The sequence below is a fragment of the Maricaulis sp. MIT060901 genome (assembly GCF_047123815.1).
In the GTDB taxonomy this organism is placed as follows: Bacteria; Pseudomonadota; Alphaproteobacteria; order Caulobacterales; family Maricaulaceae; genus Maricaulis.
In genome coordinates this window covers 1,263,877-1,284,585 of record NZ_CP138920.1, presented here as the reverse complement: position 1 = coordinate 1,284,585, position 20,709 = coordinate 1,263,877, and the positions used below count along the sequence as shown (strand labels likewise).

Here is a 20,709-nt window from a genome sequence, read left to right as displayed (position 1 = left end):
CGCTTCGGAGATTGGCTATTCGTCTCAGACATGGCGCTTTTTCTCGAGGTATTGCTTCAGCTTAGCCACATAGATGTGGTGCGGAGGCATGCGCGGGATCAGATTGTCGATCGTCGCTTTCATCTGTCTCAACTGGTTTTGTGTCTCCGCTTCGGGCAGCCTGTCTGCCTGCCTGTCATAATCTTGAGGTGTCTTGCCCAGACCCTCGAGCAGGATGATCCAGTCTTCGTTATTGAAAGGTTCAAGGTCATATCGGGGCACGATGCCGCGATGACCGTACTGCCGCAGTTTTCGCGCCAGCTTTTCACTGGGCTCACCGCATGCTGCAGATTTCCAGTATGCGCTGTTCATCGCGCCTTCCTGTCGGAGCAGCGCCTCGTGGAACAGGCCGGCGTGGTCGACATCGTCTCGAAAGCGCCGATTGTATTCACGCCGTTCGGTGTTGGCTTCCGCTGTGGTCGGGATCAGTTCGAGCAGCCGTTCGATATCGCGCTGCAGCAGCATCATCGGTGCCGGAGTGAGCGGTTCGATGGTCCAGGCGGCGTGGCCAATGGCGATACAGTTACCTTGCCATGCCTCGCTGACCCGGCCGAGTTCCACGTCAAATCCCTTCAAGGTTTCATTTGGCTCTGCGGGCGAGGTGATGGCCAGACTGAGTTCGGTTTCCTGCGGGAACACCTTCAGTGTCCAGCCTTCCTCGCTGGCTTCGATGACGCGACCGGGCTGACCTATTTGCGTCGCGGCCTGGCGTGAGATGCGGGCATTGACCGTCCGGTCCGCGATGAAATGCGATCCGGTCTGAGAGATCACTGTGCGCGCCGGTCCGGTTGCATCAATGATCAGATCTGCCTCAAGGGCGATGTCGTCGTCCAGGGCCAGAACTGTGCGCCCGGCTACCTGGGACTGAACCGTGATTGTCTCGGCCTTGAGGCGTTCGACGCGGGTCGTTTCGATCCTGGCATCAAGAAGCCTGACCCAATCAAGTGGATCGAACTGATAGCCATACTCAGCCAGAGCGAGGGGGTTGGCCGGATCCGCAGGCGGGTGGGCAAAGCGCCCGGCCAGTGCCGCCTGAGCCGAGATCAGCACCTCGGAAAGCGGGGTCCTGCTTCGGGTCAGATGATGAATCAGGGGGGTGCCGTCAATCGTGGGAAAGGGGGCGTGGTGGCATTGATGCCAGGTTTGGCCGGGACGCCAGCGCCGGAAATGCGTTCCGAGCGAAAATGAGGCGCGCCCTTCGAGCATCAGCAACGGTTCGTCAAGGCCCAGACCGCGCAGGAAGTTATAGCTCTCCGGTGATGTCGCGCCCCCGTAAATATCGTCTGCGGGAGGTGTGGCAGAGGCATTGACCTGTGCGATGTGATGGTCACTGCCCAGCGCATTCACGAGGCTCAATGTTGCCATATGGCCGGCGAGGCCGCCGCCACAAACCACGATAGTTTTGACTGCAGGTGATGGAGAATTCACTGTGTCTTCCGGCTAGGTCTGGGTTGCGGTGGCGAGCGGCGTGCTGGACGCGCCGCCGTGTTGTTTTAGGAAATCGGCCTGCATCGGGGTCCGGGATGCCTGAAGCGCTGTTTCATCACGGATGGTATCAAGTTTCTGCCGGAGTTCGCGCATGTCAAATCGATCAATTCGCGGGTCATGCCCGCGGGGCTGCAAGTTTTGTCCGAGCATCACCGCTACCCAGCTGGGTGGCAGGAAAACCCCGAATTCATACTTGATCACGTAGCCGCGGTGCATCCACGCATCGATTTTCTCCTGCAGACTATCTGGCAGTTTCAGATCCCGGAAGTGGCGCCACATCGAGCTGTCCTCGCGTTGTGTCGCGACATAGTGGAGCAGAAGGAAATCTCTGACCCGTTCAAAGTTCAATCCCATTCTTTCATTGTATTCTTCCACATCGAGCGTGTTGATGCTGCGGTGAGGAAACAGTTCGATGAGCGTCGTGATGCCCTCCTGGATCAGATGAATGGACGTGGACTCCAGTGGTTCCAGGAAGCCTGCAGACAGGCCGATGCTGACGACATTGCGATTCCAGAATTTCTTTCGTCGCCCGGTCTTGAAGAAGAGCTGTTTGGGCTCGGCCAGCGCCGGCCCTTCAAGAGAGCTCATCAATTGATGGGTTGCCTCGTCATCCGAGATGTGGTCGCTCCAGTAGACGTGACCATTGCCGGTCCTGTGCTGCAGCGGAATTCGCCACTGCCATCCCGCGGTGCGCGCCGTGGCCCGGGTGTAGGGCAACAGGGGGCCGCGGGATTCGCAGGGAACAGCGACAGCACGGTTGCAGGGTAGCCATTCGCTCCAGTCATCATACCCGGTTTTGAGGGTTTTCTCGATCAGCAGGCCTCTGAACCCGGAGCAGTCGATGAACAGGTCTGCATCGACGGTCTGGCCATCATCGAGTTTAACGCACTCAATATCGCCTGTCTCGGCGTCCAGTGTGGTGTCGACGATCCGACCTTCGATCCGCTTTACACCGCGATGCTCGCTGTAGCGTCGCAGAAATTTCGCGTAGAGGCCGGCGTCGAACTGATAGGCATAGCCAAAGTTGGAGCCGATCTCGTTCGGGTTCTCACCCGGCAGTCTGAAGCGGCCCTGTTCGGCAGCGATAATGGGATAGGAGTAGTCGCTCAAGCGTCCTGCTCCACCGTTCTGGTGCTGTTTGAGCCAGAGCTGATGGAAGTCCAGATCGTCAGCGGGCAAACCATAGTCGCCGAAGGGGTGAATATAGTGGTCCCCGACCTTCCCCCAGTTACGGAATTCGATGCCGAGCTTGAAGGTGGCCTCGGTCAATTTCATGAATTCCGGCTCGTCAATTCCAAGCGCCTGATTGAAATATCGGATATGTGGCAAAGTTGCCTCACCTACACCGACAGTTCCGATCTGATCTGATTCAATCAAAGTGAGATCAAATCCTAAGGCCTTGAATTTGTTTGATAGTGCGGCCGCGGTCATCCAGCCGGCTGTACCTCCGCCCACAATGCAAATTCGGGAAAACGAGCCCACGACTGGTCCTTTTACGTAACAAAACTACCGTTTGAATATGGAGTGCGCCCCGAAAAAAGGAAAGCACTTCTGATAACGCTATCATTGTCCCAATTGTCATGATAACGTTATCATCCAGACGATGCCGAAATATGGCTCGGGGAAACATAAATGATGTGCGTCTAGGGGAGACAATTGTGAGCAAAATGAACAATCCAGACCGGTGGCGGTCTACTCGCTACGCTTTGCTGGGAACGTCAGCACTCGTGGCGGCGCTGGGTGCTCAGCCTGCATTCGCCCAGGAAGCGGAAGATGCAGACGAGAGCGGTCCGACCGAAGTAATCGTGGTCGAAGGTGTGCGCGGCGCCCTTCTGAACGCGCGAAACATCAAGCGGGAAGCCGACACTTTCGTCGACTCCATTACCGCGACCGATGTCTCGCAGCTGCCGGATCTATCCGTTGCCGAAGCCCTGGCGCGTGTGCCGGGCGTTGTGACCCAGCGTTTCGAGCTTGGCGGCAGCGACGGCGACTTCCCGTCCCCGGAAGGCTCGGGCAACATTGTTCGTGGTCTCCAGTACGTACGTTCGGAGTTCAACGGCCGTGACGCATTCTCCGCGAACGGTGGTCGTGCTCTGGAATGGGCCAGCATCCCGCCGGAACTCATCGGCGGTGTTGACGTTTACAAAAACCAGACAGCCAGCATGATCGAGGGCGGTATCGCCGGTACCGTTAATCTGCGCACGCTCGAGCCGTTCGATCGCGATGGTCGTGTCGCGGTTGTTGTAGCTGACACCATCTACACCGACCAGGCAGAGGAATGGAGCCCGGGCTTCAGCGTCATCCTCGGTGACCGCTGGGAGAATGACGCAGGCGAATTCGGCCTGATGGGCTCTTTCTCGACGTCTGACCTCGAGTCCTCGATTAACGGTTTCCAGTACGGCCCGCTTCTGGCGGTTCCGAATCCGGATGCTCCGGGTACGACCATGGCACTGCCGGGCGGCTGGCAGGCGCGTGATGCGGAAATCGGTCGTGAACGTGACAGCTTCTACGTGGCAGGCCAGTGGCGCTCGAACGATGGCGACATGGAACTGACGCTGAAGGCGACGCGCGTCGAAAACTTTACCCGTACCGACGAGCGTACGATCGAGTTCTTCACCGACGCTGAGTCCTGGGCAGCCTGGTCTATCCTTGAAGGCCCAGACTCGCGCAGCATCGTGCCGTTCACCTCTGCGGGCATTCCGCGTTGTAACGGTGCTGGTGAAGCGGCGAACGGTGGCCTCGGTATCTGTGAAAACCTCATTGGTGTCGATGGAGGGCTGATGGAATCCGGTGTGGTTTCCAACAACCTGCGTGACTGGCTGGGTCAGACCGGCAATCTGCAAACGCCGTTGCAGTCGTTGGCAATCGCTCAGACCAATGAATCGATGACGCAGGACATCAGCGCGAACTTCAAATGGCGCGTGAATGATCGCCTGTACATCGAACTGGACGGTCACTACACGGATGCCGAAGCGTCCATGAATCGCCTCTGGGCGGGTGGTAACCACTTCGCTGATTACCGTTTCGATTTCTCCGACACCGAAAATCCGGAAATCGACCTCTTCCTGTCTGATGACGTTCGTCTTGCCGACTGGGGTGGGACCTTCCGTGGCGACGATCCGGGTGTGCTGGGTGACCTGGCGGATCCGCGTTACGCCTTCCTGCTGTACGCAGCCGACCAGTTCGAGGACAATGCCGGTGATCTCTACGCATTCCGTGCGGACGCCGAGTATGAGTTTGATGGTGACGGCTGGTTTGACTCCGTTGAGTTCGGTGCTCGCTTCTCACAGCGTGAGCAGACAAACCGCAATGCGGGCCTGAACTGGGCTGCGATTGCACCGCCATGGGCAGGTGGTTACCTGCCGTACGCCAACCGCGTCGATGCCGGTGCCTATGACGTTGCCGACTTCTCTGACTTCATGGGTGGTGGTGTCTTCACCGGCATGTCGTCCATTGTCTTCCCGAGCCGCATGCAGATGCAGGACTATGATGCATTTGTGAATTCTCTGGCTGGAGAGACGCTGATCGGTGTCGGCGTGAACGGTGACGGAAATCTTCAGGTTGGCGACTGGGTGCCGCTGCGCCAGAACGGTTCTGTCGACTATGTCGGTCGCGGCTCCGAGGGCACGGTCCGCGAGGAAACGACCAATTTCTACGTCCAGTTCAACTACGGCCAGGAATTCTCCAACGGCCAGTCGGTCACTGGTAATTTCGGTCTGCGCTATGTCAGCACCGAAACCACGGGCGGCGGCATTGCAGCGTTTGCGGAGTTTGCCGAGGACGATCCGGCCAACACCACGCAGGAGCGTGACTTCCTGCCGGAGCTGGCGGCTTATCTCGATCAGGCCAACATCGCCAATTCGATCGACGACAGCTACGAGTACATCCTGCCGTCCTTCAACCTGCGCTGGGACCTGAACGACGAGATGATCATTCGTTTCGCCGCCAGCCAGGCTATCACGCCGGCAGATATCGCGGCGCTGAATTCCAACCAGACGACAGTCGCCGAGCTTGGATACGTGGTTGACGATTCGGTCACTCCGTCGGTAGTTACCGACATCATTCCGGGACAGCTGAATGTGTTCGGCGGAAACCCGAACCTGGAGCCGATCGAGGCAACGAATTTCGATCTCTCTTACGAATGGTATTTCGGCTCCGACGGCCTGTTCTCCGCATCCCTGTTCTACAAGGATCTGAAGAACATCATCGTCTACGGTGAGGAAACGATCGATACGATCACCGTGGATGGTTACACCATTCCGATCGTCTTCAACGGCAATACCAATCTGAATGATGGTACGGTTGAAGGTATCGAGTTCTCCTACCAGCAATTCTTCACCGAATGGCCGGGCCTGTTCGGAAACCTCGGTGTTCAGGCAAACCTGACGCTGCTGGACTCCGAAGCAACCGCTCTGCCGTCTGTTCGTGACACGGAAGGTGATGGTGTTGAAGGCTTCCTGACAGTTTATCGCTGGGGTGTGGACGATCTGCTCGGTCTTTCCGACACGTCCTACAACCTGATTGGTATCTACCAGGATGACCGCTTCGAAGTCCGTCTCGCCTATAACTGGCGTTCGGAGTATGTGAGCTCCTACCGTGACTACGTCACCGGTAACCCGATCTCGCAGGATGATATCGGTTTCCTGGATGCGTCCTTCCGCTGGGATGTAACGGACAATCTCGAATTCCGTGTTCAGGCGGCGAACCTGCTCGACACGCAAGCAACGGCGTCTCAGCAAGTTGATGCTGCCGGGCAGACTTATGCCCGCTCGGTCTTCGACAATGACCGTCGCTTTGAATTCGGCCTTCGTTACGAATTCTAGGCATGTTGAAACCGAACGGTTTCAAGCCCTGAAAATTGGGGGCAGGTTTAACGACCTGCCCCTTTTTTGGATTGTGCCGGCTATTGTTCCGGCAATCAGCGGATACGGCCTGGCTTTCACCCAAGATCAGCAATGCCGCGTCGTGAATTCCCATTCTTGTTACACTGAGTGCGAGCGGATTTGTCTGTCCCCAGGACACTGACGCTCTGAATGACGGCCTGATGGAGACCCGGATGACCCATACGAAGATGAAGCCCGCAGCGTGGACACTGGGCGTTTCGCTCGCCGCAATCTCGTTGGCGGCGTGCCAGCCTGCACCGGAGACGACGACCGAGCCGGCATCTGAAGCGCCGGTGGATGCCGCCGCGGCCATGGCCTCCGCAATCACGGTATCAAATGGAACCAGCTCCCTTGTTGTCGATCCGGCGAACTGGCCCGAGGGACAGTCAGGAATTGAGCGTGACGCGGACGTCGAGGCTTTTGTTGCTGATCTCGTTTCGCGTATGAGCGTTGAGGAAAAGGTCGGCCAGGTCCTGCAGGCCGATATTTCCACCGTTACGCCCGAGCTGGCCGCGCAATATCACCTTGGCTCCGTGCTCAATGGCGGCAACTCCGGTCCCGGTGACGATAATTTCGCGCCACCGCAAGCGTGGCTGGATCTCGCAGACGCCTATTATGCTGCGACTACGGACACTTCAGACGGTGGTGTCGGCATTCCCATTATCTGGGGCACTGACGCGGTACACGGCCACTCCAACATCGTTGGTGCCACGCTCTTTCCCCACAATATCGGATTGGGCGCTGCCAATAATGCTGACCTGATCCGACGGATTGGCGAAGCAACCGCACTGGAAATCCGGGCCACTGGCCAGGACTGGACCTTTGCGCCCACCCTGGCGGTTGTGCAGAATGACACCTGGGGACGGACCTATGAAGGGTATTCCGAGCGCCCGGAAATCGTCGCCAATCTGAGCGGGCCCATGGTCGAGGGGCTGCAAGGCGCAGCGGACAGCGATGACCTGCTCGGTGCTGATCATATTGTTGCCACCGCCAAGCACTGGGTAGGCGATGGCGGTACAGATCGCGGTATCGACCAGGGAGACAACCGCGCCAGCGAAGCCGACATGCGCGACATTCACGCGGCCGGATATCCGCCGGCCATTGCGGCTGGTGTGCAGACCGTCATGGCGTCCTTCAATTCCTGGCATGGCGTCAAGATGCACGGCAATGGCGCCATGCTGACCGATGTTCTTGTCGATCGCATGGGTTTTGACGGCTTTGTCATCGGTGACTGGGAGGGGCATGGACAGATTGCGGGCTGTGATCCGGAGAACTGTCCCCAGGCCCTGCTCGCCGGTGTGGACATGTATATGGCGTCAGGAAGCTGGCAGGGCTTGTATGAGAGCCTGCTGACCCAGGTGCAGGACGGGACCATTCCGATGCAGCGTCTGGATGAGGCTGTCACGCGCATCCTGCGGGTCAAGGCACGCGCCGGCATGTTCGACGGGCTGGCGCCGTCAGAGCGGACACATGCGGGGAATTTCGAGCTCATTGGTGGCGAGGCGAATCGGGCGCTGGCGCGACAGGCCGTGCGCGAGTCGCTCGTGCTCTTGAAGAACGACTCCGGTCTGCTTCCGCTCGATCCGACCGCCAATATCCTTCTCGCCGGCGACGGCGCCGACAATATTGGCAAGCAGTCCGGTGGCTGGACCATCAACTGGCAAGGTGATGGGCACGACAATGACGACTTCCCGGGCGGGCAGTCGGTCTATGACGGTTTCAATGAGGTCGTTTCTGCCGCTGGTGGCACGGTCACGGTCAGTGAAGATGGCAGCTATACCGATCGGCCTGATGTTGCAGTCGTTGTGTTTGGCGAGGACCCCTATGCCGAGTTCCTTGGGGACCAGGACTATGTGAATTTCTCTGACGAACGGGGTCTGGAATTGCTGCGTCAGTTCCAGGCCGAAGGCATTCCGACCGTTGCCGTTTTCATTTCCGGTCGACCGTTATGGATGAACCGCGAACTCAATGCGTCCGATGCCTTTGTCGCGGCCTGGTTGCCGGGGTCGGAAGGTGGCGGCATTGCCGACGTTCTGATTTCCGATGAGACAGGCGAGCCCCGCCATGATTTTTCCGGTCGCCTGTCATATTCGTGGCCGCGTTCAGCCGATCAGACCGTGCTCAATCCCCATGATGAGAATTATGAGCCGTTGTTCGCATATGGTTACGGCCTGAGTTACACCGAGCCCGGTGAGGCTGTTGGCGTATTGAGCGAGGCGAGCGGTCTGGCCGACCTGGTCGGCGCCGGGTCTGTGGCATTGCTGGCTAACGGTCGTGCGGCTGCCGGTCATGAAGTCGCGCTGGTCAGTGGTGCAGAGCGGGTCGCGGTGGCCTCGCCGGACGCCGCGACTGCAGACGGGGCGCTTAGCGTGACGCTGGACGACCGCGATGTGCAGGATGACAGCCTTCGCGCCACGTGGTCGGCAGTGGCAGGATTACGCGTTGAGAATTCTTCCGCGACACTCGATGCCAACAGCCTGCTGCAGATCTCGTATCAGGTTACCGCGCGCGGTGAGGGCCCCGTACATTTGGGCATGTCCTGCGGAGAAGCTTGCGAGGGCCGCCTCGACATCACCGCCGGTATCCGCTGGGCAGAGAGCAAGGGGTGGCAGAGCGCTGTCCTGCCGCTGTCCTGTTTCGCGGACGCTGGCGTTGACTTGTCATCCGTGGACGCATCCTTCGTCGTGGAAGGTGCGCCAGGGCTGGAGCTGTGGATCGATGACATCCGGATCGCGGGTGAGGCATCGAGTGACATGGCGTGTGAGCTCTAGAAACTTCGGATGTCGAGCAGATGGCCTGTTCCCGCAGCTTGGTCATCTGTGAGATAGCGGCCGCTGCTGCGTCGGTCTCCGTGCTGGTCACGTCTCCATTATTGGGGAAGTGACCGCGCGCGAGCAAAGAACTGGCGCGCTATCGTTACGGCCAGGCTGGTGTCGAAAGGCATCGGTAAGGCGATGCGTTTGCTCGACCTCACCCGCGTTTGCTATCTTGCAACGCGTTCGGCACTAAATTATCTCAACATCAACGAAACCCTGGGCCTTCGTGCTGCGCCGGATGGCGTGCGCCCTCAGGGGAAAACACGCTTTAGACGGGGTCTCGATGAGCGCTTATTCTGACTATCTCTCCGAAATTGAGACGCGCAAGGGCGAGGGCCTGGGCGCAAAACCGATTGATGCTGCGGGCCTGACGCTCGAAATCATTGCACACATCAAGGATGCCGACAGTCCTCATCGGGCCCAGGCACTGGACTTCCTGATCTACAATACGCTTCCGGGCACAACGCCGGCCGCAGCCGAGAAAGCGCGTTTTCTCAAGGCAGTCGCCTCCGGTGAGATCGCGATTGACGAGATTTCCCAGGCGTTTGCCTTCGAACAATTATCTCACATGAAAGGCGGACCGTCCGTCGAGGTTCTGCTTGACCTGGCGCTCGGCGATGACGCCGAAATCTCCCAGCAGGCGGCAAGCGTGCTGAAGACGCAGGTCTTCCTCTACGAGGCTGACACGGATCGCCTGGCGGCAGCCCTTGAGGCTGGCAATGCCGTTGCCCGCGACATCCTCGAAAGTTACGCACGCGCCGATTTCTTCACCGCGCTTCCCGAGATCGATGAAGAGATCAAGGTCGTCACATACATCACCGCCGAAGGTGACGTATCAACCGACCTGCTTTCGCCCGGCAATCAGGCGCACTCCCGTTCGGACCGCGAGCTGCACGGCAAGTGCATGATTTCCAAGGAGGCGCAGGCCGAGATCGAGGCGCTGCAGGCCCAGCATCCGGACAAGCAGGTCATGCTTGTCGCGGAAAAGGGCACGATGGGTGTCGGCTCTTCGCGCATGTCCGGCGTCAATAATGTCGCGCTGTGGACGGGTAAACAGGCCAGTCCCTACGTGCCGTTCGTGAACATCGCCCCGATTGTTGGTGGCACGAACGGGATTTCCCCGATCTTCCTTACGACTGTTGGTGTGACCGGCGGTATCGGCATTGATCTGAAAAACTGGGTCAAGAAATCGGGCGGAAACGTCGGCGATCCGGAGCTGGAACAGGTCTATTCCGTCGACAATGGCACGGTGCTGACGATCAACACCAAGGCCAAGAAACTCTATGACGAGACCGGTCAGAAGGAACTGGCTGATATCGCCGATTCACTGACGCCTCAGAAAGTCGAATTCATCCGCGCAGGCGGTTCCTATGCGATCGTTTTCGGCAAGAAACTCCAGAGCTTCGCTGCCAGCGCCCTCGGCATTGAAAAGCCAGCCGTCTTTGCAGCGCCGAAGGAAGTGACCAATCCGGATGAGGGCCTGACAGCCGTCGAGAAAATCTTCAACAAGAACGCTGTCGGCGTTGAGGGTGACAAGGCGCTTCACGCCGGCTCTGACGTGCGCGTTCGCGTCAATATCGTTGGCTCCCAGGACACGACCGGTCTGATGACCTCGCAGGAGCTCGAGGCGATGGCGGCAACGGTGATCTCGCCCTCCGTGGACGGCGCGTACCAGTCTGGCTGTCACACGGCTTCGGTCTGGGACATCAAGGCCCAGCGCAATATCCCGAAACTGATGGAGTTCATGAACCGGTTCGGCCTGATCACGGCGCGTGATCCCAAGGGCGAATATCATGCGATGACGGACGTCATCCACAAGGTGCTCAATGACATCACGGTGGATGACTGGTCGGTCATCATCGGTGGCGATTCCCACACGCGCATGTCCAAGGGCGTCGCCTTTGGTGCGGATTCGGGAACGGTGGCCCTGGCCCTGGCGACCGGTGAGGCGACCATGCCGATCCCGCAATCGGTGAAGGTGACCTTCAAGGGCAGCCTGCAGGACCATGTGGATTTCCGTGACGTGGTTCATGCGACCCAGGCCCAGATGTTGCGCAAGTTCGGTGAGAACGTCTTCCAGGGCCGGGTGATCGAGGTGCATATCGGCACCTTGCTGGCCGACCAGGCCTTCACCTTCACCGACTGGACGGCGGAGATGAAGGCCAAGGCGGCGATCTGTATCTCCGAGGACGAGACGCTGATCGAATCCCTGGAAATCGCCAAGAGCCGCATCCAGATCATGATCGACAAGGGCATGGACAATGCCGCCCAGACCCTGGCGGGCCTGGTCAAGATTGCTGATGACCGTATCGCCGAGATCCGTTCCGGCGAGCGCCCGGCGTTGCAGCCCGATGCCGATGCCAGCTATTTCGCCGAGTTTGTTGTGGATCTGGACGAGATCAACGAACCGATGATCGCTGATCCCGACGTGAACAATAACGATGTCTCCAAGCGTTATACCCACGACACCATTCGCCCGATTTCCTATTACGGCGCCGAAAAGCACGTGGATCTCGGTTTTGTGGGGTCCTGCATGGTGCACAAGGGTGACATGAAGATCGTCGCCCAGATGCTCAAGAACCTCGAAAAGCACCATGGTCGTGTCGAGTTCAATGCGCCGCTGGTGGTGGCCGCGCCGACCTACAACATCATCGACGAGCTGAAGGAAGAGGGCGACTGGGCCATCCTCCAGAAGTATTCCGGCTTCGAATTCGACGATGATGCGCCCAAGAGCGCAGCGCGGACCGAGTACGAGAATATTCTCTACCTTGAACGTCCAGGCTGTAACCTGTGCATGGGTAACCAGGAAAAGGCCGCCAAGGGTGACACCGTCCTGGCCACGTCGACACGCCTCTTCCAGGGGCGCGTGGTCGAGGATGCTGCCGACAAGAAGGGTGAGTCCCTGCTGGCATCCACTCCGGTCGTGGTGCTCTCCGCGATCCTGGGCCGCACTCCGAGCCTGGACGAATACACAGCTGCAGTCGACGGCATTGACCTGACCAAGTTCGCGCCGCCGAACCAGGCGCCGCTCGATCCGCGCTCGGTACACTACTGATCCACAGACAGGGCTGGCCGCTCGCCGGTCCTGCCTGACGTTATGAGCCTGCCGCGCCGGACAGACCCGGCGCGGCAGTTTCATTTCTGTACCTTGCCCGGCATTCCGGCAGCATCGGAGTGCGCATCGAGGCTGGATCTGGCCACGTAAACGGGCGATACGATTTTCCTCCTGAATTCATCCCCACCCAAACACGTGTTGTGAGACCCATGGACAGAGCCGGCATTGTTGAGACGAATTTTCGTCAGCGCGTAGCGGCGGCCGATTGGCCCGAAGGCGAGCCGCCTCGGGGCCCGTTGACGGCCAGTGACGCGATGTCGGTGTTTCGGGCCCAGTGCCTGAGCCGTGCCCTCGATCTGGAAAGCCGCCGCCTGCAGCAGGTCGGCGAGGGTTACTACACCATTGGCTCCTCGGGACATGAAGGCCTGGCCGCCGTCGCGCACGCCCTTCGGCCGACTGATCCGGCCTTCCTTCATTATCGGGATGCAGCGTTCCAGATCGCCCGGAGCGCCCAGGTAGCCGGGCAGACGATTGCCTGGGACATGTTGCTGAGTTTTTCCTGTTCCTCCGAAGACCCGATTTCCGGCGGGCGTCACAAGGTTCTCGGTTCGAAGGCGCTCAGCATTCCGCCGCAGACCTCGACGATCGCCAGCCACCTGCCCAAGGCGATCGGTGCTGCCTATTCGGTGGCTTCCGCCGCGCGACATGACCCGGAACATCGCGAATTCCCTGAAGATGCGATTGTGGCCTGTTCCTTCGGTGATGCCTCGGCCAACCACTCGACGGCGCAGGGAGCCTTCAACACCGCCCAGTGGACCTGTTTCCAGTCCATCCCCCTGCCGCTTCTTTTTGTCTGCGAAGACAATGGCATCGGCATCTCGACCAAGACCCCGACAGGCTGGATCCGCCAGACGTTCGAACACCGGCCGGGACTGAAGTACTTCTTCTGTGATGGTCTCGATATCTTTGACACCTATCGGGTTGCGCTCGAGGCGGCGGAGTATGTGCGTACACGCCGGCGTCCCGCCTTCCTGCATGTTCGCACCGTGCGGCTCTACGGGCATGCCGGAGCGGATGTCGCCACGACCTATCTGTCCAAGGCAGAGGTTGAGGCCGATGAGGCAAATGATCCGCTTCTGCATTCCGCGCGCCTGCTGGCGCAAAGTGGCGCATCGACGCCTTCCCAGACGCTGGATGTCTACGAACAGACGCGGGCGCGTGTTGCCCGTGTCGCCGGTGAGACCGTGACGCGTCCACGCCTGTCTACAGCCGACGACGTCATGGCCAGCATTGTCCCGCCGAAACGGGAGTGCGCGCCGACCAACGGCCCGTCGGCCGAAGCCCGCGCGGAAATGTTCCGCGGCGAACTGAAAGCCCAGAAAGATCCCCAGCCCATGAGCCGGATCATTAACTGGGCGCTCGCCGACCTGATGCTGGAACACCCGGAAATCGTCATGATGGGCGAGGATGTCGGCCGCAAGGGCGGCGTTTATGGCGTCACCCAGAAACTCCAGACCCGCTTCGGTCAGGACCGGGTGATCGATACTTTGCTCGACGAGCAGTCCATTCTCGGTTTCGGTATCGGCATGGCCCACAACGGCTTTGTCCCGATGCCCGAGATCCAGTTCCTCGCCTACCTGCACAATGCCGAGGACCAGTTGCGGGGCGAGGCGGCGACCCTGCCATTCTTCTCGAACGGCCAGTTCACCAATCCCATGGTGGTCCGCATTGCCGGGCTGGGATACCAGAAGGGTTTCGGCGGGCATTTCCACAATGACAATTCCGTCGCCGTCCTGCGCGATATTCCCGGTCTGATCCTGGCGTGCCCGTCGAATGGCGCTGACGCTGCGCGCATGCTCCGCGAATGTGTCCGTCTGGCGCGAGAGGAACAGCGCCTGGTGGTCTTCCTGGAACCGATCGCGCTCTACCCGATGCGTGACCTCCTGGAAGACAAGGATGGCGGCTGGATGACCGAGTATCCGCCCCAGAACGAGCGCATCGCGATGGGTGAAATCGGTCAGTCCGGCTCCGGCAAAAAGCTGGCGATCGTCAGTTATGCCAACGGGTATTACCTGTCCCGCCGGGTTCAGAAACGCCTCGAGGACGAGGGTGTGTCCACACGGGTCATTGACCTGCGCTGGCTCAATCCTCTGCCGCAAGAGGCTCTGGTCGACGCGGTCAGGGACTGCGAACGTGTCCTCATTGTCGACGAGACCCGGCGCACAGGCGGGATGTCAGAGGCGCTGATGGCGATGCTGGCGGAGGAAGTGGATGTGCCGCTTTCGCGCCTGGCTGCTGAAGACAGTTTCATTGCGACAGGCCCCGCATACGGCGCCACGCTGCCCTCGGAAGAAAGCATCTACGCAGCTGCCAAATCGGCCCTGGGAGGCGAGTGATGAGCAAGACAGCGGTACTGATCTGCCCGGGGCGCGGCACCTACAACAAGTCAGAGCTCGGTGTGCTGGGGCGATCGTTTCCGAACTCGGCGCTCCTGTCGGAATTTGATGCCCGGCGTGCGGGTCTGGGGCAGGAAACGCTGACTGCGCTGGACAGTGCTCAGCGCTATTCGGTTGCCAAGCATACGCGCGGCGACAATGCGTCTGCGCTGATCTATGCGGCGACTTATGGTGACTTCCTGTCCATCGATGCGCGCGAGATCGACATCGTGGCGGTCACTGGCAATTCCATGGGCTGGTATTCGGCCCTGGCATGTGGTGGTGCCCTCTCTGCCCAGGACGGTTTTGACGTCGTCAACACGATGGGGCGCCTGATGCAGGAGAGCCTCATCGGAGGACAGCTTGTCTATCCGCATCTGGCGGAAAACTGGACACCGGACCCCGAACGACGGGCCGCACTGCTGGCGCTGGTTGATGAGATCAATGATCGAGCAGGCCACGTCCTGACCCTGTCGATCGACCTCGGGGGCATGCTTGTGCTGGCGGGTGATGAAGCGGGGCTTTCGGCTTTCGAGGCGGCGGTGCCGGTGCAGGACAATTTTCCGATGCGCCTGTCCAATCACGCGGCTTTCCATTCCCGCCTGCAAGACCCGGTCGCGGCCCAGGGGCGTGCCCTGCTGGCGGCAGAGCTGTTTCGACAGCCAGCAACCCCGCTGATTGACGGGCGGGGTGCAATCTGGTGGCCCGGCGCGTGCGATCTGCAGGCCTTGTGGTCCTATACGCTCGATCACCAGGTCGTTGAGACTTACGACTTCACCCGCGCCATCGAAGTTGCAGCCCGTGAATTTGCGCCGGACTACTTCATCGTTGCCGGACCGGGCACGACGCTCGGTGGCGCCGTGGCGCAGTCCCTAATCCTCGCCGACTGGCGCGGAATGAATGACAAGACCGCGTTCCAGACCTTGCAATCAGCTTCGCCATTTCTCGTTTCTATGGGGCGTGATGATCAGCGCCACCTGGTTGCCCACCCGGGATAGCCCTGTGCCTTCAGGCGCGACGTTTGGGTGATCGCGCGTCTTTTTATTCCCTGAGAGCTGTATTTCGGTTGCAAGCGCCGTATTGTGCTCCCGGGACAGGGGAAAGAGACAGGGGTTTTCCATGGCATTCTGGCGTGTTTTTACCGTGATGGGACTGGCGGCAGGTCTGCTAGCTGCGTGTTCTCCGGCCAGTGATGTGGAGACGGCCCCCGGGCCGGAGTTCGAGACCCGGCCTGCAGATGCACCGCGTGCGGCGCCTGAACAGGCCAGCCAGTTTGCCTTCCTGCGATATCGCGTCGATTTCAGCGCTGATGCGCCCGGCATCTGTCTCGGCTTTACCCACCCGCTCGACCCGGCCGCCGATTACCAATCCTATATCGCGCTGGAGAGCGGTGAGAGCCTGGCTGTTTCTGCCGAGGGACAGACTCTCTGTCTGGGCGGGATGAGTTTTGGCGAGAGCATGCAGCTGACCCTGCGGGCCGGGTTCCCGGCCGCGGATGGCCTGGCCCTGCGCCAGGACGAGACCATCGAGATCGATTTTGGCGATCGACCGGCCTATGTCGGCATTGCCGGGGATGGGGTGATCCTGCCGCGGTTGGATGCGGACGGGTTGGCGATCGAGACGGTCAATGTCGAAGCGGTCAGCATTCGCCTGTGGCGGATCACCGATCGCGCCCTGGCCTTCCGGTCCATTTCTTCCGGCTTCAATGCGGCCGAGGGCGAATATAGCTGGCTTGGCGGTGATGAGGATCCGTTCTCTGTGGCCGAGCGGATCTGGGATGGGGAGATGGATACGGCCGGTGCGCTCAACACGCCGGTTACCACGGTTTTCCCGATCGCCGATGCCATCGGAACGCTGCAGCCGGGTGCCTATTTCATCGAGGTCGATGACGCGGCCGAACAGGAAGGCAGTTATCGCAATCCGGCGCGGGCACGTCGCTGGCTGGTGATTACGGACCTGGCGCTGACCGCCTATCGCGGTGAGGGCGGGATCGACTATGTCGTACGCTCCCTGCAGACCGCGCGGCCGGTGCCGGGCGTCGAGGTCGAGCTGGTCGCCCGCAACAATGAGATCCTGGCAAGCGCGACAACCGACCAGGGCGGTCGCGCCCGGTTTGATGCGCCGTTGACACGTGGCGACGGGGTCATGGCTCCGCGTCTGCTGACCGCTTATGGCCCGGATAATGATTTTGCCGTGCTGGACCTGCAAAGGGCCCCGGTTGACCTGTCCGGTCAGGACGTCGGCGGGCGTCAGCGTCCCGATGGCGCGGACGGCTATCTGTATCTTGACCGCGGCATCTATCGGCCGGGCGAGCATGTTTATGCCAATGCGCTTTTCCGGGATGTCGAGGCGCGGGCGGTGACGGACCGTCCCGGCACGCTGATCCTCTATGGCCCGAACGGTCTGGAGGCCGATCGCCGTCGGTTCGAGACGGCCGAGGCCGCCGGGGCGGTATTCTGGGAGTTCGATCTTCCCGCGCAAGCTGCGCGCGGCCAGTGGCGGATCGACGCCGAGCTGGACGGGCATGGCCGTGTCGCGCAGACGCGTTTCTCGGTCGAGGATTTTGTTCCACAGCGCATCGCGCTGGATCTGGAGGCAGACAGCGAGACGCCGGTGCTGGCCGGCGAGACGCGGGATGTCTCGGCGGATGTGCGCTTTCTCTATGGTGCGCCCGGTGCCGGGCTGACAGTGGAGAGCCGGATCCGGGTAGAGACCGACCCCAATCCCTTCCCGGACTATTCGGGCTTTCGTTTCGGGCGCCATGACCAGGCTTTCCGCGAAATCAGCCGGGACCTGCCGGATACGGTGGCTGACGGCGCAGGGCGGGCAAATATCGTGGTCACGCCTGCCAATTCCGGTCTTGATGCCTCAGTGCCCTTGCGCATTCGCGCGGTGATCAGTGCCATCGAACCCGGAGGCCGCGCGGTAGCGGATGATGTTCGTCTGCCCTATCGCCCGCAACCGGTCTATTTGGGTGTTGAACCCCAGTTCGAGGGACGGGCGCGGCGCCAGCAGGCAATCGGTTTCAACCTTGTCGCCCTGGATGCGCAGGGCCAGCTTGAGGCCGGCAGCGCAAGCTGGCAATTGCTGCGTATCGACTGGGAATATGACTGGTACCGCACCTCTGGTGGCCGCTGGCAATGGCGCCGGTCGCGCAATGTTGTCCTGGTTGAGGAAGGTGTGGCCGGTCTGGCGAATGACGCCCCGACCGAGTTGCAATTGCCGCCAATGGATTGGGGCGATTACCAGCTTGTGCTGACGCATGACACGACGGGCGTGACCTCATCGACGGGTTTCTGGGTTGGCTGGGGTGCGCGGGCATCCTCGGGCAACCAGGCGCCGGACCGGGTGCGCCTGGCCGGACCGGATGAAGCGCTGGCTGTTGGCGGCGAAGCCGTGATCAATATCCTGCCGCCCTATGCCGGTGAAGCCGAGATTGTCATCGCGACGGACCGGGTCCTGGAAACCCGGGCGATTACCGTACCGGAAGAAGGCGCCGAGATTTCGCTGCGTGTCGATGAGGACTGGGGGGCTGGCGCCTACGTCATGGTGTCCGTCCTGACCCCACGCGATCCGGTCGCCGAGCCGAGACCTCGCCGTGCTGTCGGGGTGATGCACCTGCCGGTCGATGTCTCCGATCGCACATTCGAGATTGCACTGAATGCTCCGGATCTGGTCCGGCCGCGCCAGACGCTGGCGCTCGAGGTCGAGGCTGACGGGCCGGTGCGCGATGGCGCCTGGATCACCGTGGCGGCGGTTGATGAAGGCATTCTGGCGCTGACCCGTTTCCAGTCCCCTGATCCGGCGGAATGGTATTTCGGCAAAACCACGCTGGATGTGGATCTTCTGGATGATTATGGCCGTCTGCTCGACCCCAACCAGGGGGCTGCTGCTGCCATTCGCTCCGGGGGTGACCAGATCGGTGGCGCCGGGCTGAGCGTGGTGCCGACGCGCACGGTGGCGCTTTATTCCGGACCGGTTCCGCTGGATCGCAACGGACGCGCGACGGTCGAGCTGGACATTCCCGACTTCAATGGCGAGTTGCGACTGATGGCTGTGGCCTGGTCTGGCAATGGCGTCGGGTCTGCAGCCCAGCCGCTCACGGTACGGGATCAGGTGCCGGCGGAACTCATCCTGCCGCGCTTCCTGGCGCCGGGCGATTCGTCGATGACGACGCTGACGCTGGACAATGTCGAAGGTGCTGCCGGTCAGTACGCGGCCCGTATCGGCGCCGAGCTGCCGGTGAATGCCGATATCGAGACGCGTTACGAGCTGGCCTCCGGCGAGCGCGTCGATCCGCGCCATCCGATCGCTGCGAGCGATACCGGTATTGGCGAGCTTTCGCTCAGCGTCACAGGCCCGGACGGGTTTGCCGTCGAGCGATCCTATCCGCTTGAGGTTCGTTCGGCCTGGTTGCCCTATTCCAGCATTGACCGTGGCCGGTTGAGCCCGGGAGAAAGCTGGACGGTGAGCGCGGATGCGCTCGGCAGCTTCATGCCAGGTACGGGCGTGCTCAGTGTGAGCTTCTCTCCGACACCGCTGGACGAGGCAGCGCTGCTGCGCTCGCTCAGCCGCTATCCCTATGGCTGCTCGGAACAGATCACCAGCCGGGCCATGCCGCTGCTCTATGCCGACCAGCTGGCGCAGCTGTCTGGCGCGGACGGGGTGAACGAGGCGCGGGCACGCGTGCAGGAATCCATCGGCACCCTGTTGTCAAGGCAGGCTGCGGACGGGACGTTCGGGCTATGGCGTGTCGGTGACCGCGGTTCAACGCCCTGGCTGGGTGTTTATGCGGTCGACTTCCTCGCGCGTGCTGCGGAGGCGGGATACACGGTTCCGGATGCTGCGCTGGAGCGGGCCTATCAATCGCTTGTCCATATCGGCAATCAGGAGCTCTGGCGGGTCAATGGCTATGACCGCACGATCAGCATGTGGCGTGGCCAGACGGATACGGACCAGCGCCTGACCGACCGCAGTGCGGCCTATGCGCTTTATGTGCTGGCGCGAGACGGCCGGGCGGACCGGTCGCGTCTTCGCTACATGCATGATGAACGCCTGCAACAGATCGCCAGCCCGCTGGCACGGGCCCAGCTGGCCGTGGCGCTGTACCTGATCGGTGACCGGGCGCGCTCGCAGAGCGCGTTCGATGCCGCAGAATCTGCACTGGGATATGCCAATACGGGTGACTGGTACCAGTCCTCCCGCCGGGACCTGGCCGGTGTGCTGGCGTTGGCCGCTGAGGCTGGCGAAACAGAGCGGGTCGAACGTCTGGCGGAACGTGTGGCTGCCGAGCTTCCCGAGCCCAGCCGTCTGACGACCCAGGAGAAGGCCTTCCTGCTGCTCGCCGCGCGGGCAATGGGCGGTGAGGCCGTCACCATCAATATTTCGGCGGGCGAGCTGGCGGCCAATCTGGGGCAGTCGGAATTCGAGTTGATGGCGGGTGACCTGCAAGCCCAGTTCGGCTTCGACAATGCTGGTTCCGGACCGGTCTGGGTGACCCAGATCGCGCATGGTGATCCGGTCAGCGCGCCACCCGTCGCGATGCAAGGCGTCGTTGTCCAGAAACGTCTCAGCACGATGGATGGCCAGCCGGTTGCGCTCGACGCCATCACCCAGGGTGACCGCATGATCATCGACATCATCGTGGCTCCCAGCGAAATGCGGACCATCCCGGCGATCGTGGTTGATCTCCTGCCGGCCGGATTCGAGATCGAGGCGGTTGTTGATCCTGGCGATGCGGGCGCAAACGGTGCCTATTCCTGGCTTCGCCAGCTGAATTCACCGCGGATTGCCGAGGCGCGGGATGACCGGTTTGTGGCCGCCATCGATCTGCGGGAGCGCCGCCCGATCCGCCTGGCCTATATCGTTCGAGCCGTTACCCCGGGTACGTACACCTTCCCGGGCGCGGTGATGGAGGACATGTATCGTCCCGATGTGTTCGGCCGGTCCGAATCCCGATCGGTCAGTATTGCACCGCGCGAGGGCTAGGACGG

8 protein-coding genes are annotated in these 20,709 nt (G+C 61.0%); 6 read left to right on the top strand and 2 right to left on the bottom strand.

Going from position 1 to position 20,709, the window contains the following annotated elements; all coding sequences use genetic code 11:
* Positions 1-24: 24 nt before the first annotated feature.
* A complete protein-coding gene (locus SIC17_RS06405; RefSeq protein WP_412546907.1) occupies positions 25-1,386 on the bottom strand; it encodes a tryptophan 7-halogenase in 1,362 nt (453 codons plus the stop codon).
* A 93-nt stretch (positions 1,387-1,479) separates the two neighbouring features.
* Positions 1,480-2,958, bottom strand: coding sequence for a tryptophan halogenase family protein (locus tag SIC17_RS06400; protein ID WP_412546730.1), 1,479 nt, complete (start codon positions 2,956-2,958; stop codon positions 1,480-1,482).
* Between the two features lie 236 nt (positions 2,959-3,194).
* Here SIC17_RS06400 and SIC17_RS06395 point away from each other — a divergent pair, with 236 nt between their 5' ends.
* The 6 genes from SIC17_RS06395 to SIC17_RS06370 all read left to right on the top strand — a co-directional run bounded on the left by SIC17_RS06395 (position 3,195) and on the right by SIC17_RS06370 (position 20,704).
* Positions 3,195-6,350, top strand: coding sequence for a TonB-dependent receptor (locus SIC17_RS06395; protein ID WP_291896722.1), 3,156 nt, complete (start codon positions 3,195-3,197; stop codon positions 6,348-6,350).
* Between the two features lie 233 nt (positions 6,351-6,583).
* Positions 6,584-9,181: a glycoside hydrolase family 3 N-terminal domain-containing protein gene (locus SIC17_RS06390; protein ID WP_412546729.1), complete on the top strand. Its 2,598-nt coding sequence runs from the start codon at positions 6,584-6,586 to the stop codon at positions 9,179-9,181.
* Positions 9,182-9,509: 328 nt separating this feature from the next.
* Positions 9,510-12,281 carry a bifunctional aconitate hydratase 2/2-methylisocitrate dehydratase gene (locus tag SIC17_RS06385; protein WP_291896581.1) on the top strand — a complete coding sequence of 924 codons (2,772 nt, stop codon included), beginning with the start codon at positions 9,510-9,512 and terminating at the stop codon, positions 12,279-12,281.
* 209 nt (positions 12,282-12,490) lie between these two features.
* Entirely contained in the window at positions 12,491-14,677 is a 2,187-nt protein-coding gene (locus SIC17_RS06380; protein ID WP_412546728.1) for a thiamine pyrophosphate-dependent enzyme, read from the top strand.
* A complete protein-coding gene (locus tag SIC17_RS06375) occupies positions 14,677-15,714 on the top strand; it encodes an ACP S-malonyltransferase (RefSeq protein ID WP_412546727.1) in 1,038 nt (345 codons plus the stop codon). The genes SIC17_RS06380 and SIC17_RS06375 overlap by 1 nt, the downstream gene beginning before the upstream one ends.
* Positions 15,715-15,835: 121 nt before the next feature.
* Positions 15,836-20,704, top strand: a complete 4,869-nt coding sequence (locus SIC17_RS06370; protein WP_412546726.1) for an alpha-2-macroglobulin family protein — start codon at positions 15,836-15,838, stop codon at positions 20,702-20,704.
* The last annotated feature ends 5 nt before the right edge of the window (positions 20,705-20,709 follow it).